Source organism: Haemophilus sp. UMB1048, assembly GCF_030218125.1.
In the GTDB taxonomy this organism is placed as follows: domain Bacteria; phylum Pseudomonadota; class Gammaproteobacteria; order Enterobacterales; family Pasteurellaceae; genus Haemophilus_D.
This window is the reverse complement of record NZ_JASOPB010000009.1, coordinates 39,522-56,203: the sequence shown is the minus strand read 5'-3', so window position 1 is coordinate 56,203 and position 16,682 is coordinate 39,522. Positions and strand designations below refer to the sequence as shown.

Below are 16,682 nucleotides of genomic sequence, written 5' to 3'. Positions count from 1 at the left end.
CCATTCATGATCTGCTCCCCAAAAGTTAGACTAAACTTCTAACTGATTAAGGTGCAGATTTTTTATGACTAAATATAATCAACTTTTCAAACAACAAGTCGTGAATTTCTATTTCGAATATCACGAAAATCTTGCTTTAACATTAAAGCATTTCAACTTAGCGGTAAAAACCGTTAGATATTGGATTTCTCAAAGTATGTCACGAAAAGGAAATTGTTTGGATAATGCAGCAATGGAAAGCTTTTTTGAGTGAATAAAAACGGAGTGTTTTCACGGAAAATCGTTTACTGGCATTGATGAACTTGAAAAGGTTATCAATGATTATGTCCGGTACTATAATGAAGAACGAATCCAATTAAAATTAAAAGGACTGAGTCCGATACAATATCGAAAGCAGTCCTTTAAATAACAGTCTAACTTTTGGGGGTCAGATCATTTTGTTTAGGTTTTTTGTTAAATAAAGTTAGCATCTTGTTTCAAATTCTGCTAGGGCTTCATCAAATTGTTGTTGCACTTTTGGATGAACAGATGCAAAGACAGATGATGTTAAAGTAATAAATGAGCAAACTAAGAAACCGGGAATAATCTCATAAAGTTTGGATAAATCGTCCCAGCCTAGATAGCGCATGAGTGGGCTCCATGCAACGACGGTGATAGCGCCAGATAGCATTCCCCATAATGCAGCTTTTGAGCTAATGTTACGGTTAAAGAGAGAAAGAATCACAACTGGTCCAAATGCAGCACCAAAGCCAGCCCAAGCGTACGAAACTAATCCCATCACTTTTGAGTTAGGGTCATGTGCGATAACGATAGCAATGACAGAGATGAGTAACACCATTAAGCGACCAACCCAAACTAATTCTGTGCTAGAGGCATTTTTACGGAAGAAACCTTTATAGAAATCTTCTGTAATAGCCGCAGAACACATCAATAATTGCGCAGATAAGGTACTCATAATTGCGGCAAGAATTGCAGATAATATGATGCCGACAATCCAAGGGTTAAACATGACTTTGGATAATTCAATGAATACAGATTCTGCATTCGCAAGGTCAATGTTTCTTTCAGTGAAATAAGCTAGTCCAAAATAACCGACAGCAACTGCACCACCTAAGCAAAGGATCATCCAAGTAATACCGATTTGGCGGGCTTTATTTAAAGAAGCAACAGAGTCTGCAGCCATAAAGCGAGCCAAAATATGTGGTTGCCCGAAGTAGCCTAAACCCCATGCCAAGGCAGACACTACACCAATACCAGAAACGTTGTGCAACCAGTTACTATAAGGAATACCTGTTACAGCAGATTTTGCTTCAAGTGCCATTTTGAGATCATCCCAACTGATCGTGAGAATAACCATCACAGGAGCAAGAATTAGAGCAAAAATCATCAATGAAGCCTGAATGGTATCACTCCAAGAAACTGCTAAGTACCCACCAATAAAGGTGTAGCTAATCGTCGCAATCGCACCAAACCAAAGCGCGGTAGTGTAATCCATGCCTAATAGGCTTTGGAATAATTTCGCACCAGCCACTACTCCAGAGGCACAATAGATGGTAAAGAAGAACAAGATAATACCTGAAGAGATAATTTTCAGTGCTTTTTTCTGACGAGGAAAACGTTGTGCAAAGAACTCCGGTAACGTTAAGGCGTTGCTATATTTTTCAGTAAAAATACGCAAGCGACCAGCAACAACACGATAGTTCAAATAAGCCCCAATAGTTAACCCAACAACAATCCAAGCTTCGGATAAACCAGAAAGGAAAATCGCACCTGGTAATCCCATTAATAACCAGCCGGACATATCTGATGCACCAGCAGACATGGCAGTAACAAAACTGCCCATTTTGCGACCACCTAGAATATAGTCGTCAAAATTCTGCGTGGAACGGTAGGCATATAATCCAATGCCTAAAATAACGAGCAAATAGAGCCCAAAGGTAATGTAGATTTGCATAAATTACTCCTTCTTAATGTTCTTCAGAAGACATTAACGAGGTGTTCCCGCCAGCAGCTGTGGTGTTGTAACTGCGAGAGAACTCATCGTATAACGGTAAAATATCTTGGGTAGTTTGCCAATCATAGCATTTAAAAATAGCTGAGCTGTTTTCAGCTAACCATTGGCGTCGTTCTTTGCTTAACTCTGCTAAGTAGATACCTTTTTGGCAGTGGCCTAGTTTAGTATCAACTCTTACGCCCGCTTTACTAGATTTAGCTAATGGATGACTTGGCTCAACTAAAATCGTAAAGCCTTTTGCCAATAGTTTATTTGCAGCTTTTTCTGATGTAGCTAAATCGCCATTTAGAATTGCTACTTCAGAAGGCAAGTAAGCTAAAGAGTTGCGTTCACCAGTAATACTGTCTAAAACAGGTTGTGCATTACCTAGACTGTTTTCATCCCCAAATTGGCTGTAGTAGCGGTCTGTTTTTGTTAAACGTTGCAAATAGAATTCGCCACCGGCTTTCGGACCTGTACCAGATAAACCATGACCACCAAATGGTTGTACGCCCACAACTGCACCAACAATATTACGGTTAATATAGAAGTTACCGCAGAGGAGGTGTTTTTCAACTAAGTCCATCTGTTTACGGATACGGCTATGGCAACCACCAGTTAGCGCATAACCTTTCGCATTAACTTCATTGAGTACGTTAACTAAGTTCTCTTTTTTATAACGCACGATGTGTAAGATAGGGCCAAACACTTCACGTTGTAATTGGTTAAGATTATCTAAAAGATAGACTGCTGGTGCGACAAAATGACCATTGGTTGGTGCCTCTAATTCGACATAAGCACGAGAGACTTTCCGCATATTCGCTTTATGATTTTCTAGATTTTGTTTCGCTTCTTGATCAATTACAGGGCCAATGTCTGTTGAGAGTAAACGAGGGTCGCCAAGGCTAAATTCGTTAATCGCTTCTGTAATCATTTTATAGTAATGATCTGCAACATCTTCTTGTAATAACAAGATACGTAGTGCAGAACAGCGTTGACCAGCAGAGTCAAATGCAGAGCTTAAAACGTCTGCAACAACTTGTTCTGGTAATGCAGAGGAGTCAGATACTAATACGTTTTGTCCACCAGTTTCAGCAATTAAAACAGGATCGTTATCCGCTTGTGCAATTCGTTTTTCAATCAATTTTGCAACTTCAGTTGAGCCAGTAAACACAACGCCATCAAAAGCTTGTTGTACTAATGCCGCCCCTAAATCGCCTGCCCCAAGCACCAATTGTAATGCCTCTTTTGGTACGCCTGCTTGGTGTAAAAGTTTTACTGCTGCATATGCAATAAGAGAAGTTTGTTCTGCTGGTTTAGCAATTACCGCATTTCCTGCTGCAAGGCTTGCAGCGACTTGTCCGGTAAAGATAGCTAAAGGGAAGTTCCAAGGAGAAATACAGAGAACTTTTCCGCGTGGTGGACCCAAGTGTTGATCTTTTGCGAGATATTCAAGCTGATTTGCATAATATCTGAGAAAATCGACCGCTTCTCGTAGCTCTGCAATTGCATTTGGTAATGTTTTACCAGCTTCAACAATGGCAAGTTTCATCAATAAGCCGAAGTTTTCTTCATATAAATCTGCGGCTTTTCGTAATACATTTGCTCGTTCAGTTGCGCTTTGTGCTGCCCATGTCTCATTATTTGCCGCATTAAATACAGCTTGTGCTTCAGTTGGGTTTAAGAAAGCAACTTCCGCTAAGCTCTCTTTCAGATTAGCTGGATTAACGACGGTATGTGCAGCTAAGTTTTCTGCATTAGCCAGCACCGTGAGTGATTGCGCATTTTCGATAGGTGCTTCGTTTAATGCTTGTTCTAATTTAGCTAACTCAAATTCGTTGCTTAAATCAAAACCTGCAGAGTTTCTACGATCATTAAATAGTTCAAGTGGATTGCGTACTAATTTATTCGGTTCACCATTAGATTTCTCATAGAGTTTCCAAGGCGGAATCACTAATTGTTCTACCGGAATATTTTCATCGACCAATTGATGAACAAATGATGAGTTTGCCCCGTTTTCTAATAAACGGCGAACTAAGTAAGCTAATAAGGTCTCGTGCGTGCCTACGGGGGCGTAAACACGGACTTGGCGATTAAAATTCTCTTTGCCAACAATGTTGTCGTATAAGCTTTCACCCATGCCATGTAAGCATTGGAATTCAAATTGTTTGCCTTGACCTAATTCGTGGATCGTACACATGGTTTGTACGTTATGCGTCGCAAATTGTGGGTAGATTACATCTTGAGCAGCAAGTAATTTTTTCGCACAGGCAATATAAGAGATATCGGTATGATTTTTGCGAGTATAAAGCGGGAAACCATCTAAGCCATCCGCTTGCGCCCATTTTACTTCGCTATCCCAATAAGCTCCTTTTACAAGGCGAATCATTAAGTAACCGTCTTTTTCTCGGGCAAGATTGATTAAGTAATCCAATACAAATGGGCAACGTTTAGAGTAAGCTTGAACAACATAGCCAATACCTTTGTAGCCTTTGAGTTCTGGCTCATCTAGTAATTTTTCTACTAAATCCAGAGATAGCTCTAAACGGCTAGCTTCTTCTGCATCAATGTTTACGCTGATGTTATATTTTTTGGCAAGTAAGAAAAGTTCTTTTACGCGCGGATAAAGCTCGTCGATAACACGATCATATTTCGCACGCCAATATTTTGGATGGATAGCAGAAAGTTTAACGGAAACACTGTTACCATTATAGATAGTGCGACCTGCAGCATCTTTCCCCACACTTTCAATGGCATGGAGATAATCATTAAAATAACGATCTGCATCCGCTTGGGTCATGGCTGCTTCACCAAGCATATCAAAAGAGAAGGTAAAGCCTTTTTCATAACGAGGTTTAATGTTCGTTAGCGCTTTTTGCATGGTAACGCCAGCTACGAATTGTTTCCCTAAGATTTGCATGGATTTTACAATGAGCGTACGCATAATCGGGGCAGAGAAGCGAGCAAAGCTACGGCTTAACGCATTTGCGAGGCTTTTTTCGTCTAAATTTTCACTAATTTTTTTACCGAAAACTAAGCCATAACTAGCTGCGTTGATAAAAAATGAGTTAGCGTTACCAATGTGAGATTTCCAGTTACCATCACGTAATTTTTCATAAATCAAATCATCGCGGGTTTCTGCATCAGGAATACGTAATAGCGCTTCAGCTAAGCACATTAGTGCGACACCTTCTTCACTGCTTAATGAGAATTCTTGCATTAAGGCATCTGCGCCATATTGTTTTTGTTTAAGATGGCGAAGTTTGTTAATAAGTTTGATCGCATTGTCAGTAATGCGTTTTTCTTGTTCTTGGGTAAAATCTAAGGTTTTAAGCAAGTTATCTACTGCCGTTTTCTCATCTAAGCGATAGTTTTCGGTGATGAGTTGGCGTTCAGGACGGTAGGTTTTAGAAAGTTGGAAGGACATAGTAATCACCCCTTGTTACTTTGTTACAAGATTGTTAATGAACATAAAATCAACAGAGGGAAAAGTAAATGCTTTTTTCTCGAATTTGTGAATCACTTCACAGAATTGTGTGAAAATAATGCAAAATTCACGAAAATACTGAATAAATAGCGATATTTTTTAGTTTTTGAAGAAAATAGAAAAGCAAATTTGAGAAGAATCGCCTGATTCTTCTCAGAAAGATGTTAATAAGATATTACTCGATACCAATAATCTTATGAGTTTGAAGGCTTAACTGCCATTTAGGTTTAGTAGCACGAAGATTTAATTGACCTAATTGAGTGATAGTTTCTAATAAATTCATTTTGCCATCATGCCCATTAAGCATATGTGCCATATCAAAAATGAATTCTTTTGCAATTTTAAACATTTGCTAGTCCTTTTTCTGTTGAATTTTGAACATAGGAGTTAATTATGGATTATGATTATCAAAAAGGCTTTGAAGAAGGTTATAGAATGATTATGGGGGCATCCGCATTGCTATCTCTAGCCCCTATTCAACCATTAACACCACTTGGAAGCACTCCATTTAGAGAGGGATTAAAAGCTGGTATAAATTTAGCTAAAAGAAATAACCAACAGTCATTTAATAACATTTTTAAGTAATTTTAAGAGAAAAGATGGCATTAATAGGCTTCGCTAGAGTATCAACTCAACAGCAGGATTTGAGTGAACAGATTCAAGCATTAAAAGAATACGGCTGCAAAAAAATTTTCTCAGGGAAACATTCCGGTAAAGCTGAGAAAAATAAAGCACAATTGGATGAACTACTGGATTATGTTCGAGAGGGTGATGTTGTTGCAGTAACTAAGCTTGATCGCTTAGGAAGGAGCCTTGCTCAGTGTTTGAATACACTTGAACTATTTAAGAATAAAAATATTGGCTTTGTTGCAATTCAACAAGGAATAGATACTCGAACCCAAAACAATCCTATGGGGATGGCACTAATTCAATTGTTAGGTATTTTTGCTGAATTGGAAAGGAGTTTTATTGTTGAGCGTACTCAGGAAGGGAAGCGAACAAAAACTTGCTTCGGGTCATAAAAATGCTTTAGGCGGCCGTCCACCGAAAGTAACAGATAAAATACGCAAAAAGATTTATGCGGATTTTAAAGCTGGTGATTCTATTTCAACAGTAATGAAACGATATGATTTATCTAAATCAACGGTGGCAAGAATAAAAGGTATTTATAATAGGGAAATACTTAATTGTAGAGAAAAAGCCTAATAATTTTGAATTATTAGGCTTCTTATATAATTAATTCTTCATTTTATCGTAGTGTTCAATAGCTGCTTCAAGAACTCTAGCCAATCCTTGTCGTTCAGGGCCATTTCGGCCATCAATTCCTGCTCCACCTGGACGCTCAAATTTAGAGAAATCATAAAAAGTTCTTACAATTTCTTCTAATAAGTTAGCTCTATTAAGAGGGGTATCGTTTTCAGTATTTCTTAACCATTCTTCAATAATTTTCTTTATATCCTAAAAAAGTTCCCTTAGCCTGCACAACAAGATAATTTCGAAATATCTTTATCGAACGTAAGTGCAACTAATTTTAGCCCTTCAGCCATTGTTAAATATGGTGCTAGGGTTTCTGTTAAATCTTCTATCGTTAAGCCAAATTTAACAGCTAATGATGCTGCATAGATGACATCTCCTGCATTTTCAGATACAATATGAACCCCTAATACTTTTAGTGTTTCTGCATCTGCTACTAGTTTAAATACACCGGTTGTTTCACGGTTTACAATTGCTCTTGGAACAGCATCTAAAGGTAATACAGATGTCTTCACATCATACCCTTTCTCTTTTGCTTGTTCTTCTGTTAAACCAACCGTTGCAACCGTCGGATTCGTAAACGTAACAGCAGGAACTACCGATAAATCTATTTTTTTGTTTAATCCACCAATAGCATTATCAGTAATAATTCCACCTTCATAGGCTGCTACATATACAAATTGTGGTCCTAAAGTCACATCTCCTGCTGCATAAATCTTTTCATTACTTGTTTGACCAAAATCATTGATCAGGATTTCATTATTTTTTCCAGTTTCAACACCTGCTGCACTTAAATTTAAAGAATCCGTATTTGGTTTTCTTCCAGTGGCAACAAGTAACTGATCTGATTCAATGACTTCTCTACTGCCATTTACTGTTACGTAAACCCTTTTTATCTCTCCACTTTGTTCAACACGCTCAAAAGTTGCCCCTTTGACAAGGTTTATACCCTGTTCAATTAACGCTTTTTCAACTGACTCTGAAATCTCAGGATCATACTCCTTTAAAAGTCGCTCACTTCTTTGCATAAGCGTTATTTCTGAACCTAAATGATGAAATAGTTGTCCAAGCTCCATTCCAATGTATCCTGAACCAATTACAGTTAATCGTTTTGGTATTTTCTTTAACTCAAGAAGTGTTGTACTAGTTAAATAGTCCATTTTTTCAAGTCCTGAAATTTGGGGCAACGAAGGCGATGCACCTGTTGCAATTAAAAAGCGTTTTGCAGATAACTTTGCCCCATTGACCTCAACCGTACTAGCATCAACGAATTTTGCTTCACCTTTAATTAAATCAAAATTATATTCATCAATTAAATCCATATATTTTTGATTCCGAAGTTCGCTCACCAATTTATCCTTTTGCGTGATTAAACTAGCTAAATCCACTTCTCCAGCGGATGTTTGTAAACCTATAAACGGATTGTCTTTTGATAAATGATTGATTTCCCCTGCCCTAAGAAGAGTTTTTGACGGAACACAGCCAATATTCACACAGGTTCCCCCAACCGTTCCACGCTCAATCATTCCAACTTTTGCACCGTATTCTATAGCTTTAATTGCCGAAGAAAAGGCAGCAGCACCAGAACCAATAATAAGAAGGTCATAATTGTCTTCATTAATTAACGCCACGTTTTCTAGTGATGATACTTCTTCAATTTCTCCGGCTTGGTAATTTGCTTCATCAATCGCCTTTATTGCACTTTCAACCTCAATATCATCGGGCAGTTCAAATACTGCTTCACCACGACGATAACTAGACTCAATATTTTTAGCACCTATCTTTTCAAGTGCTGATTCTACGTGTTTTTCACAACCCGTACAGGTCATTCCTGAAATGTTTACCTTAAATTTATTCATAAAAAAGCTCCTTTCGTTAATTAATCTCTCATGTTAATGTTTCTATTATTGGACACGAATGTAATTGCTTTTCAGCTGGACATCGTTGTTTTAAGTCGTCTAACATAGTTTCAATTCGTTTTAAATCCTCTATTTGTTTTTGCACTTCCTTTTGTTTTTTAGAAACAAATTCGAACATATCTTGACAACGAACTTCATCTTTATCTACAACACCAAGTAATTTATAAATCTCGCTTAAAGAGAAACCAAGTTCCTGTATTCGTTTAATAAACCCAATACGCTTAACGTCATCATATGAATATATCCGATAACCAGCTTCCGTTCGGTGAGGTTCTTGTAATAAATTTTTTCGCTCGTAATATCTGATCGTTTCTTTATTAACTCCACATTTATCTGCAAACTCACTAATGCGATAAATCATCTTATTTCACCCCCTGAATATTATAAACCATGTACCATAGTACACGGTCAAGTAAATTGGACTATTTTATTTTTTTTCCAAAGTATCACTCGTATGTGATTGATACTTTTATATAATACTATTGATTATCCTAACATCCCACCAGAAAATCCAATTTAAACACCAGTTGTTTTTAAACTATTAAGTATTCGTTAAGCCCTTTTTCTAGCTCAATTGCATGACGTTGTCCGTATTGAAAGGTCACTACTTCGACATTTTCTTTGCCGAATTCTGCGATGACCTGAAATAGGCAAGTTGTGGAGTCTTGGCCGCCTGAAAAAATCACAAGGGCTTTTTATTTTGTTGCATAAACATCCTTAGTTTTGTTTTCTCGTCAAATATTGACTAACCGTGGGAAAGTTTCGAACCACGGAAAATGAAGAGAAAATAAGCGGTCAAATTTCTTGGGGCAGATCATCATGATAACGGGGATTTTTTTGGACGTTTTATTGTTGCACTTGTTCCAAGCTATGTTTGATTGCGTCAGGAATTGAGCCACCGTGGTTTTTATTGGGAATGGAAATAAACGCCACGGAATTTCCTTGTTTGGTTAATATTTCCGCCAGTTGATGCGCATTGATTGTTCGCATTTGTTTCCGTTGATTAATACGCTGTAATTGCTCTTCAGTGATATTCGGATCCTGTTCAGGATGTTCTTCATAAGAGCCTAATGTAATCAGAATATGTGATGGTTTTTGGCTAATCCATGGCTCATTTTGAGGCAAAAATGAACCATTCCCCCACCAAAGAGAAGGGCTTGCCAATGTGTAATGTTGAAATAAATCCGGTTGATGGAAGAGCACGTATAATCCAAACAACCCACCAAAAGAATGGCCAAAGAAATATTGTTTTTCCTTATTGATATCGAAATGCTGTTCAATATAAGGCTTTACATCTTGTTGAATAAAACGTAGAAAATCAGCGGCTTTCCCTCCTTTGGCAAATTCAGCGCCTTCTACTGGAAAAGTGTAATCTCTCATTCGTTCCTCAATGACGTAAGCTTTATCAGATACATAACCGATACCAACAATAAGGGGGAGTGGTTTATGAGGATTGACAGCATTCACTGCTATTGGAAATTGAGCGTTACCATCTAGCGTATAAAGTGCGGTCAGTTTTTTCGACGTTTTCGGTGGAATAGCAATAAACAAACGATAATGCTTGCCTTCAAAAGTAAAATCTTTTTGTTGAATTTGATACATTTTTTTCATGCTTTCTTGAATAGGAGGAATCTTAAAGTTGGGTTCTGCTTGCGCGCTTTGCGTACACATCAGCAGGAAAAATAAAAAGGGTAAACGCAGAAATGAGAACATGGTTATCCGGTCTTAATTTGAGAATGGTTATCACTATATAGGAAAAGTAAAGGTGAAATCAACCGCACTTTATCTTGGCTCCCAAAAACACCCTAAAAATAGGTAGAAATTTCCAATGAATGTTCAAAAATGAGATCTAGTTAACATTTTTTTTTTGACAATTCCCATACAATGAGCATAGGAAAAAATTTTTAAACTTTTTAATCAAGAGGTGAACTATGACTGATGTTAAAAACGTAATTAAAGAACTTGAAGCCGTTGGTATTCGTGATGTTAAAGAAGTGGTTTATAACCCAAGTTATGAACAACTTTTTGAAGAAGAAACAAAACCAGGCTTAGAAGGCTTTGAAAAAGGTACACTTACCACAACTGGCGCGGTGGCTGTTGATACAGGGATCTTTACCGGTCGTTCACCGAAAGATAAATATATCGTTTTAGATGATACCACAAAAGATACAGTGTGGTGGACGTCTGATGTAGCGAAAAACGATAATAAACCAATGACTCAAGAAACGTGGTCAAGCTTGAAAGGTCTTGTGACTAAACAACTTTCTGGTAAACGTTTATTTGTGGTGGATGGTTTCTGTGGTGCAAGTGAAAAAGACCGTATCGCAGTGCGTATTGTGACGGAAGTGGCATGGCAAGCACACTTTGTGAAAAATATGTTCATTCGTCCGACAGAAGAACAATTAAAAACTTTTAAACCAGATTTCGTGGTGATGAATGGTTCTAAATGTACTAACCCGAACTGGAAAGAACAAGGTTTGAACTCTGAAAACTTCGTTGCATTTAACTTAACTGAGCGTATTCAATTAATCGGTGGTACTTGGTACGGCGGTGAAATGAAGAAAGGTATGTTCTCAATGATGAACTACTTCCTACCACTTAAAGGTGTAGGTGCAATGCACTGTTCTGCTAACGTAGGTAAAGACGGTGATGTAGCAATCTTCTTCGGTTTATCAGGTACAGGTAAAACCACCCTTTCCACCGATCCAAAACGTGAATTAATCGGTGACGATGAGCACGGTTGGGATGATGTAGGTATCTTCAACTTCGAAGGTGGTTGCTACGCGAAAACTATCCATCTTTCTGAAGAAAATGAGCCAGATATCTACCGTGCAATCCGCCGTGATGCATTATTAGAAAACGTCGTGGTTCGTGCAGATGGTTCAGTTGATTTCGATGATGGTTCTAAAACAGAAAATACTCGTGTGTCTTACCCAATTTATCACATTGATAATATTGTTAAACCAGTATCTCGTGCAGGTCACGCAACGAAAGTAATTTTCTTAACTGCGGATGCATTCGGTGTGTTACCTCCAGTGTCTAAATTGACACCAGAGCAAACCAAATACTACTTCTTATCTGGTTTCACTGCTAAATTAGCTGGTACAGAGCGTGGTATTACTGAGCCAACTCCAACTTTCTCAGCATGTTTCGGTGCAGCGTTCTTAACTCTCCACCCAACACAATATGCTCAAGTATTAGTTAAACGTATGCAAGCTGCTGGTGCAGAAGCGTATTTAGTTAATACTGGTTGGAACGGTACGGGTAAACGTATCTCAATTAAAGATACTCGTGGTATTATCGATGCAATCTTAGATGGTTCTATAGAAAAAGCTGAAATGGGTGAGTTACCAATCTTTAACTTAGCGATTCCAAAAGCATTACCTGGTGTAGATCCTGCGATCTTAGACCCTCGTGATACTTATGCTGATAAAGCACAATGGGAAGCGAAAGCGAAAGACCTTGCAGGACGTTTCGTGAAAAACTTCGAAAAATATGCGACTAATGCAGAAGGTAAAGCACTTATTGCAGCGGGTCCAAAAGCTTAATTAGAGAATATCATATCTAATTAAACATCTCTAAAAATAACCGCACTTTGGTTTTTAAATCAAAGTGCGGTTTTCTTTTAAACATTCAGTGCATTTTTTGCCGCAGTGTAGTTTTAGTTTTTGGTTTCAGTGGGGGCTAATGCGCCACCAAGCCATCCATTTGGATTATCAGGGAATTGCTTTTGCAATTGGGAATAGAATGCAACGGCACGGTCGTATTGTTTTTCATTTCGAGCGGCTTTGCCTAAATTTTCCAGTTCATTTTGAGAAAATTGCGCGGGTGCGCAGCTTTCGCAAAGTGAAAGTGCTTTAGCGGATTGATTCGTCCTCAGATAGAGTGTAATTAAATCATCGCGCACTTTAATATCGTGTGTCCTCTTAAATAAGGCCTCAAGTTTTGGAATAGCTTGATTTAATTGAGCCTCTCCTTGACGAGAGAAAATGATGATATTTTCTCGTTCGGTATCAATAGAGGAATTTTGGGCATAGGCAACCTGTACTACTGAGGTACTGACACCTACTAATAGCACAGCCTTAAAGATATGGGATAGAGACTTCATATTAACTTCTACTATGTTTAATTATAATTATTTATTGTGGACTCCATATTTATGACAATGTAAAGAAAGTGTAAGTTTCGTAAAGTGGTCTGACCTCAAGTTGGGCGATAAAAAATATTAGTTATGTATAACAGCGGATGTTTTAGGTAAAAAAATAGGCGTTTTAGTAAAATAAAACGCCTATTTGATATTTAGAGAAGTGATTGAAAGTTATTTCAAAATAAACATCGGTGTGTTACTGATAGGATCACGATGAATGATGACATCCAAATCAAACACATCCTTAAGTAACTCTTCGGTCATCACTTCATCAGGTGTGCCTTGTGCCATTAAGGCACCTTTTTTCATGACGATTAAGTAATCGCAATAGCGGCAGGCTTGGTTGAGATCATGCAACACCGTAATCACGGTTTTACCGTTTTGTTGCATTTGTCGCATCATGCCCATGAGTTCTGCTTGGCGGTTTAAATCCAGATAAGTGGTAGGCTCATCGAGTAGCACTAATTCGGCATCTTGCGCAAGAGTCATGGCTAAAAATACCCGTTGTTGCTGGCCACCGGATAAATCGGAAACTAACTGCTCGGCGAGTTCGGTAGTTTGTGTTTGTGCCATCGCCCAATTAACCAATTCTTCATCTTTTTGGCTGAGTTTGCCCCAGAGATTTAAGTAAGGCGAACGCCCGTAGGCGATCAATTCCCGCACTTTAATCCCTTCGGGTACCAGGTGTTGCTGCGGGAGAAAAGCCAATTCTTGGGCATATTCTTTAGGGCTTTTTTGCCAAATATCCTGACCTTTATGGGTGATTGAACCTTGCTTTGGCTTAAGCAAGCGAGCTACCGCTTTTAATGTGGTGGATTTACCGCAACCATTTGGGCCGATTAATGCAATCACTTTATTTCTCGGGAATTTTAGCGACAGATTTTTAACCACGAGTTTATCTTGATAACCTAAAGATAAATTATTGATTTCAATGCTCATTATTTAGTTCTCATCAATAAGTAGAAGAAATATGGCGCACCGATAATCGCGGTCAGAATACCCGCTGGTAGTTCAGTTGGTGGGTCAATCACCCGCGCCAAAATATCCGAAAGTTGTAATAAGAGGGCGCCAATAATCAAGGCTGCCGGTAATAGGGTGCGATGTCTGCCACCGACTAAACGACGGGCAAGATGCGGAGCAACCAAGCCTAAAAAGGCAATCGGACCACCAATTGCCACAGCTGTAGTGGAAAGAGCTACCGCTAACACTAAAACGCTAATTTGCACTTTATTTACGGTTACGCCCAGGGTGGAGGCTTTGTTTTCACCTAAACCAAGGGTATCGAGATCGCGACAGAAAATAAATGGTAAGGGCAGCAATACCACTAACCATGGCAATACCACATTCAAATAAGACCAGCTGCGCCCCCACAGGCTTCCTGTGAGCCATAACATAGCCGTGTTGATCTCGACCGGATTGGTAAGCATCAGATAATGACTAATGGCTGCCCATAATGCGGAAAGTGCGACCCCAATGATTGCCATTTTGATAGGGCGGAAGTTAAAACCGCACACGATCCATAAAATGACAAAAGAGAGCACGCCGCCTAAAAAGGCAAAAATTGGCATCCAGTAAAATGCTAAGTTTGGCAAGAACATCAATACCGAAACAGCAACCAACCCAGCCGCGTTGTTAATCCCTAAAATGTCGGGAGAGGCAAGTGGATTGCGCACCACGCTTTGCACTAACACACCAGAAATTGCTAAGGCTCCGCCTAATAAAATCGCTAACACTGCACGGGGGAGACGATATTCCATCAAGGTAAAATAGTTTTTATCATCAGGCTGAAAGGCCGCCCAAATTTCCTCAAAAGAAAGCGTATAAGTGCCAAGGCGAATACTCAATCCAAAGAGTAGTACCATCATACTGAGCGTGATGACATAAAAGCCGATAGCGCGAAAAGATACATGAGAGGTTCGCATTAGTGTCTTCCTCTGGCAAATAATACAAAGACTGGGGCACCGATTAAGGCAAGCACCGCACCAGCAGGCACTTCGCTAGGGAAGTTCACCGCACGGGCAATGGTATCTGCAGCGAGCATTAAAATTGCACCGAGTAACATCGCCATAGGGAGCGATTTTCGCAAGTCATAACCAATCCAATAGCGGGCAAGATGGGGCACGAGTAAGCCAATAAAGGCAACTGGGCCAGCAACACTCACGCTTGAGCCCACAATCAATAACGCCATGATGTTAGCGTACCAACGTAAACGAAAGAGATTGATGCCTAGGGAACGAGCGGATTCATCGCTTAAATTGAGTAAATTCAAACGGCTGGCAAAAAATAGGCAGAAAAGTGCGGTCAAAATAAAGAACGGAAATAACGTCAATAATTCATTCCAACGGGCATGTGCAATGCCGCCAGCTAGCCAACTCATAATACCGAAGGCATGATCTTCCGCGATAATGAGCACCAATTTCGTGAGCGCTGCACAAAGTAGTGATACGGCAATCCCCGCTAAAATCACTCGGCTACGATCTCCACTGTTGTCTTTCCAACCATTGCTGATCAGCATTACCACAAACCAACTCAGACCGCCGCCGATACTAGCCACTAAAGCAATGCTATAACCAGAAAGAATCAGGGGGCTAAACGCACTGGTGGTCACCATGGCAAGACTGGCTCCCGAGTTCACGCTGAGTAGTGTAGGCGAGGCTAGTGGATTACGCGTAATGGTTTGTAACAACGCCCCCGCCACCGCAAGATTGGCACCTAAAATCATGCCAACTAATGCGCGCGGTAAGCGTAAATCGGTTACCGTAATTTTGGCAATTTCATCGCCATCGGGGAGGAGCGCTTGTAAAGCTGCAAGCGGTCGAATTTCGATGGGATAATACAAAAACAGGCTTCCCCATAATAGAAAAGCCAGAATGATAAGGGAAACTCCCCAACGGAAAGTGGACTTCATCATTATTTTTGTTTCACGAAACCTTCAATTTGTTTTGCCATAATTTTGCTCGCTTCTAAGCCACGACCGCGAGCCCACATGTCAGCGTCAACGCTGTAAACATGATTCGCTTTTACGGCAGGAATGGCTTTCCAAAGTGGCTCGGCTTCCCATTTGCGCGCAATACTTTCATCACGATAATGGGCGATGAACAAGTATTCCGGTTTTTCCATTACTAATTGTTCAAGGTTGATTTCCACGAAAGCCTGATCGCTATTGAGTTTGGTTGGGGCAAAACCTAATGTCGTTAAGAAACTACCCACATAGCCATTGTCATTTTGGATATTAAATTTATCTTCTCGGGAAGTACTAAATGAGGCTTTTTTGCCTTGTACACCTAGATTTTTTGCAATGTTGGCAATGTAATCATTATGTTCATTGATCTTCGCTTTCATTTCGGCGCTTTTACCCACTAAATCACCAATTTTCTGCGCAGTTTCAAGATTTTCTTGGTAGCTTTCATGACGGGAATCAAACATCACTGTTGGCGCAATTTTTTTCAATTCTTCAAATACTGCAGTATGGCGAGATGGATCAGCAATAATTAAATCGGGTTTGAGGGAAGCAATCACTTCAAGACTCGGTTGAGAACGCGTACCAACGGATTGCCATGCAGCAATTTTTTCGCGTACTTGCGGCAGAATACGATCGACTTTGTTGTCGTCAGCCACACCCACTGGGCTAACACCGACTTGGGCTAAAGCATCCACAAAAGAATATTCCAATGCCACAACACGGCTTGGGGTTTTATCAAGGGTAAATTCACCTTTCGCATCTTTAACCGTCACGGCGCTAGCGAATGCGGATACCATTAATAATGCAGAAGCTAAAGTGGTTTTGAATAATTTTTTCATAATGTGTCCTCAATAATAAAAACCATTTGGATTATACACTCAAACAATGTTATTGGGAATAGTTATATTTTATCTATTTGG

13 protein-coding genes, 4 pseudogenes and 1 riboswitch are annotated in these 16,682 nt (G+C 39.4%); of the genes and pseudogenes, 5 read left to right on the top strand and 12 right to left on the bottom strand.

Annotated features, from left to right (window positions below; translation table 11 throughout):
• Window positions 1-184: 184 nt before the first annotated feature.
• Window positions 185-409: pseudogene (locus QP437_RS08980) on the top strand (transposase); the annotation flags it as partial.
• Window positions 410-463: 54 nt separating this feature from the next.
• On the opposite strand, the gene putP reads toward QP437_RS08980, so the two are convergent.
• The 3 genes and pseudogenes from putP to QP437_RS08965 all read right to left on the bottom strand — a co-directional run.
• A complete protein-coding gene (putP, locus tag QP437_RS08975; protein ID WP_054420213.1) occupies window positions 464-1,954 on the bottom strand; it encodes a sodium/proline symporter PutP in 1,491 nt (496 codons plus the stop codon).
• A 13-nt stretch (window positions 1,955-1,967) separates the two neighbouring features.
• Window positions 1,968-5,420, bottom strand: coding sequence for a bifunctional proline dehydrogenase/L-glutamate gamma-semialdehyde dehydrogenase PutA (putA, locus tag QP437_RS08970; RefSeq protein WP_285267611.1), 3,453 nt, complete (start codon window positions 5,418-5,420; stop codon window positions 1,968-1,970).
• A gap of 235 nt (window positions 5,421-5,655) precedes the next feature.
• Window positions 5,656-5,772: pseudogene (locus QP437_RS08965) on the bottom strand (radical SAM protein); the annotation flags it as partial.
• A gap of 101 nt (window positions 5,773-5,873) precedes the next feature.
• On the opposite strand from QP437_RS08965, the gene QP437_RS08960 reads away from it, so the two are divergent.
• The 3 genes from QP437_RS08960 to QP437_RS08950 are packed head-to-tail and all read left to right on the top strand — an operon-like array spanning window position 5,874 to window position 6,686.
• Window positions 5,874-6,065: a hypothetical protein gene (locus QP437_RS08960; RefSeq protein ID WP_065244088.1), complete on the top strand. Its 192-nt coding sequence runs from the start codon at window positions 5,874-5,876 to the stop codon at window positions 6,063-6,065.
• Window positions 6,066-6,079: 14 nt separating this feature from the next.
• The gene (locus QP437_RS08955; RefSeq protein ID WP_285267610.1) at window positions 6,080-6,502 is read left to right on the top strand and encodes a recombinase family protein; all 423 of its coding nucleotides are present in this window, start codon (window positions 6,080-6,082) and stop codon (window positions 6,500-6,502) included.
• Window positions 6,450-6,686: a hypothetical protein gene (locus QP437_RS08950; protein WP_285267609.1), complete on the top strand. Its 237-nt coding sequence runs from the start codon at window positions 6,450-6,452 to the stop codon at window positions 6,684-6,686. The genes QP437_RS08955 and QP437_RS08950 overlap by 53 nt, the downstream gene beginning before the upstream one ends.
• Window positions 6,687-6,952: 266 nt before the next feature.
• On the opposite strand, the gene merA is transcribed toward QP437_RS08950, so the two are convergent.
• The 4 genes and pseudogenes from merA to QP437_RS08930 form a co-directional block, all read right to left on the bottom strand.
• Window positions 6,953-8,593, bottom strand: a complete 1,641-nt coding sequence (merA, locus tag QP437_RS08945; protein ID WP_001031935.1) for a mercury(II) reductase — start codon at window positions 8,591-8,593, stop codon at window positions 6,953-6,955.
• Window positions 8,594-8,621: 28 nt separating this feature from the next.
• Window positions 8,622-9,014, bottom strand: a complete 393-nt coding sequence (merR, locus tag QP437_RS08940) for an Hg(II)-responsive transcriptional regulator (protein ID WP_285267608.1) — start codon at window positions 9,012-9,014, stop codon at window positions 8,622-8,624.
• A gap of 199 nt (window positions 9,015-9,213) precedes the next feature.
• Window positions 9,214-9,339, bottom strand: a pseudogene (locus tag QP437_RS08935) (7-cyano-7-deazaguanine synthase); the annotation flags it as partial.
• A gap of 25 nt (window positions 9,340-9,364) precedes the next feature.
• Window positions 9,365-9,430: riboswitch (PreQ1 riboswitch) on the bottom strand.
• Between the two features lie 69 nt (window positions 9,431-9,499).
• On the bottom strand, window positions 9,500-10,324 hold the full coding sequence (locus QP437_RS08930; RefSeq protein WP_285267607.1) for an alpha/beta hydrolase: 825 nt from the start codon (window positions 10,322-10,324) through the stop codon (window positions 9,500-9,502).
• 260 nt (window positions 10,325-10,584) lie between these two features.
• Between QP437_RS08930 and pckA the strand changes: the two genes are divergently transcribed.
• Complete coding sequence (gene pckA, locus QP437_RS08925) at window positions 10,585-12,201, top strand: phosphoenolpyruvate carboxykinase (ATP) (RefSeq protein WP_197543851.1); 1,617 nt, start codon at window positions 10,585-10,587, stop codon at window positions 12,199-12,201.
• A gap of 119 nt (window positions 12,202-12,320) precedes the next feature.
• On the opposite strand, the pseudogene QP437_RS08920 reads toward pckA, so the two are convergent.
• The 5 genes and pseudogenes from QP437_RS08920 to QP437_RS08900 form a co-directional block, all read right to left on the bottom strand.
• Window positions 12,321-12,761: pseudogene (locus QP437_RS08920) on the bottom strand (poly-beta-1,6 N-acetyl-D-glucosamine export porin PgaA); the annotation flags it as partial.
• Between the two features lie 210 nt (window positions 12,762-12,971).
• On the bottom strand, window positions 12,972-13,739 hold the full coding sequence (gene fecE, locus QP437_RS08915) for a Fe(3+) dicitrate ABC transporter ATP-binding protein FecE (protein WP_049371815.1): 768 nt from the start codon (window positions 13,737-13,739) through the stop codon (window positions 12,972-12,974).
• Window positions 13,739-14,722 (bottom strand): Fe(3+) dicitrate ABC transporter permease subunit FecD, encoded by a 984-nt coding sequence (gene fecD, locus QP437_RS08910; protein WP_285267606.1) that lies wholly within the window; start codon window positions 14,720-14,722, stop codon window positions 13,739-13,741. The genes fecE and fecD overlap by 1 nt, the downstream gene beginning before the upstream one ends.
• Entirely contained in the window at window positions 14,722-15,711 is a 990-nt protein-coding gene (gene fecC, locus QP437_RS08905; RefSeq protein WP_285267605.1) for an iron-dicitrate ABC transporter permease FecC, read from the bottom strand. The genes fecD and fecC overlap by 1 nt, the downstream gene beginning before the upstream one ends.
• A complete protein-coding gene (locus QP437_RS08900) occupies window positions 15,711-16,601 on the bottom strand; it encodes a Fe(3+) dicitrate ABC transporter substrate-binding protein (RefSeq protein ID WP_285267604.1) in 891 nt (296 codons plus the stop codon). The genes fecC and QP437_RS08900 overlap by 1 nt, the downstream gene beginning before the upstream one ends.
• Between the last annotated feature and the right edge of the window lie 81 nt (window positions 16,602-16,682).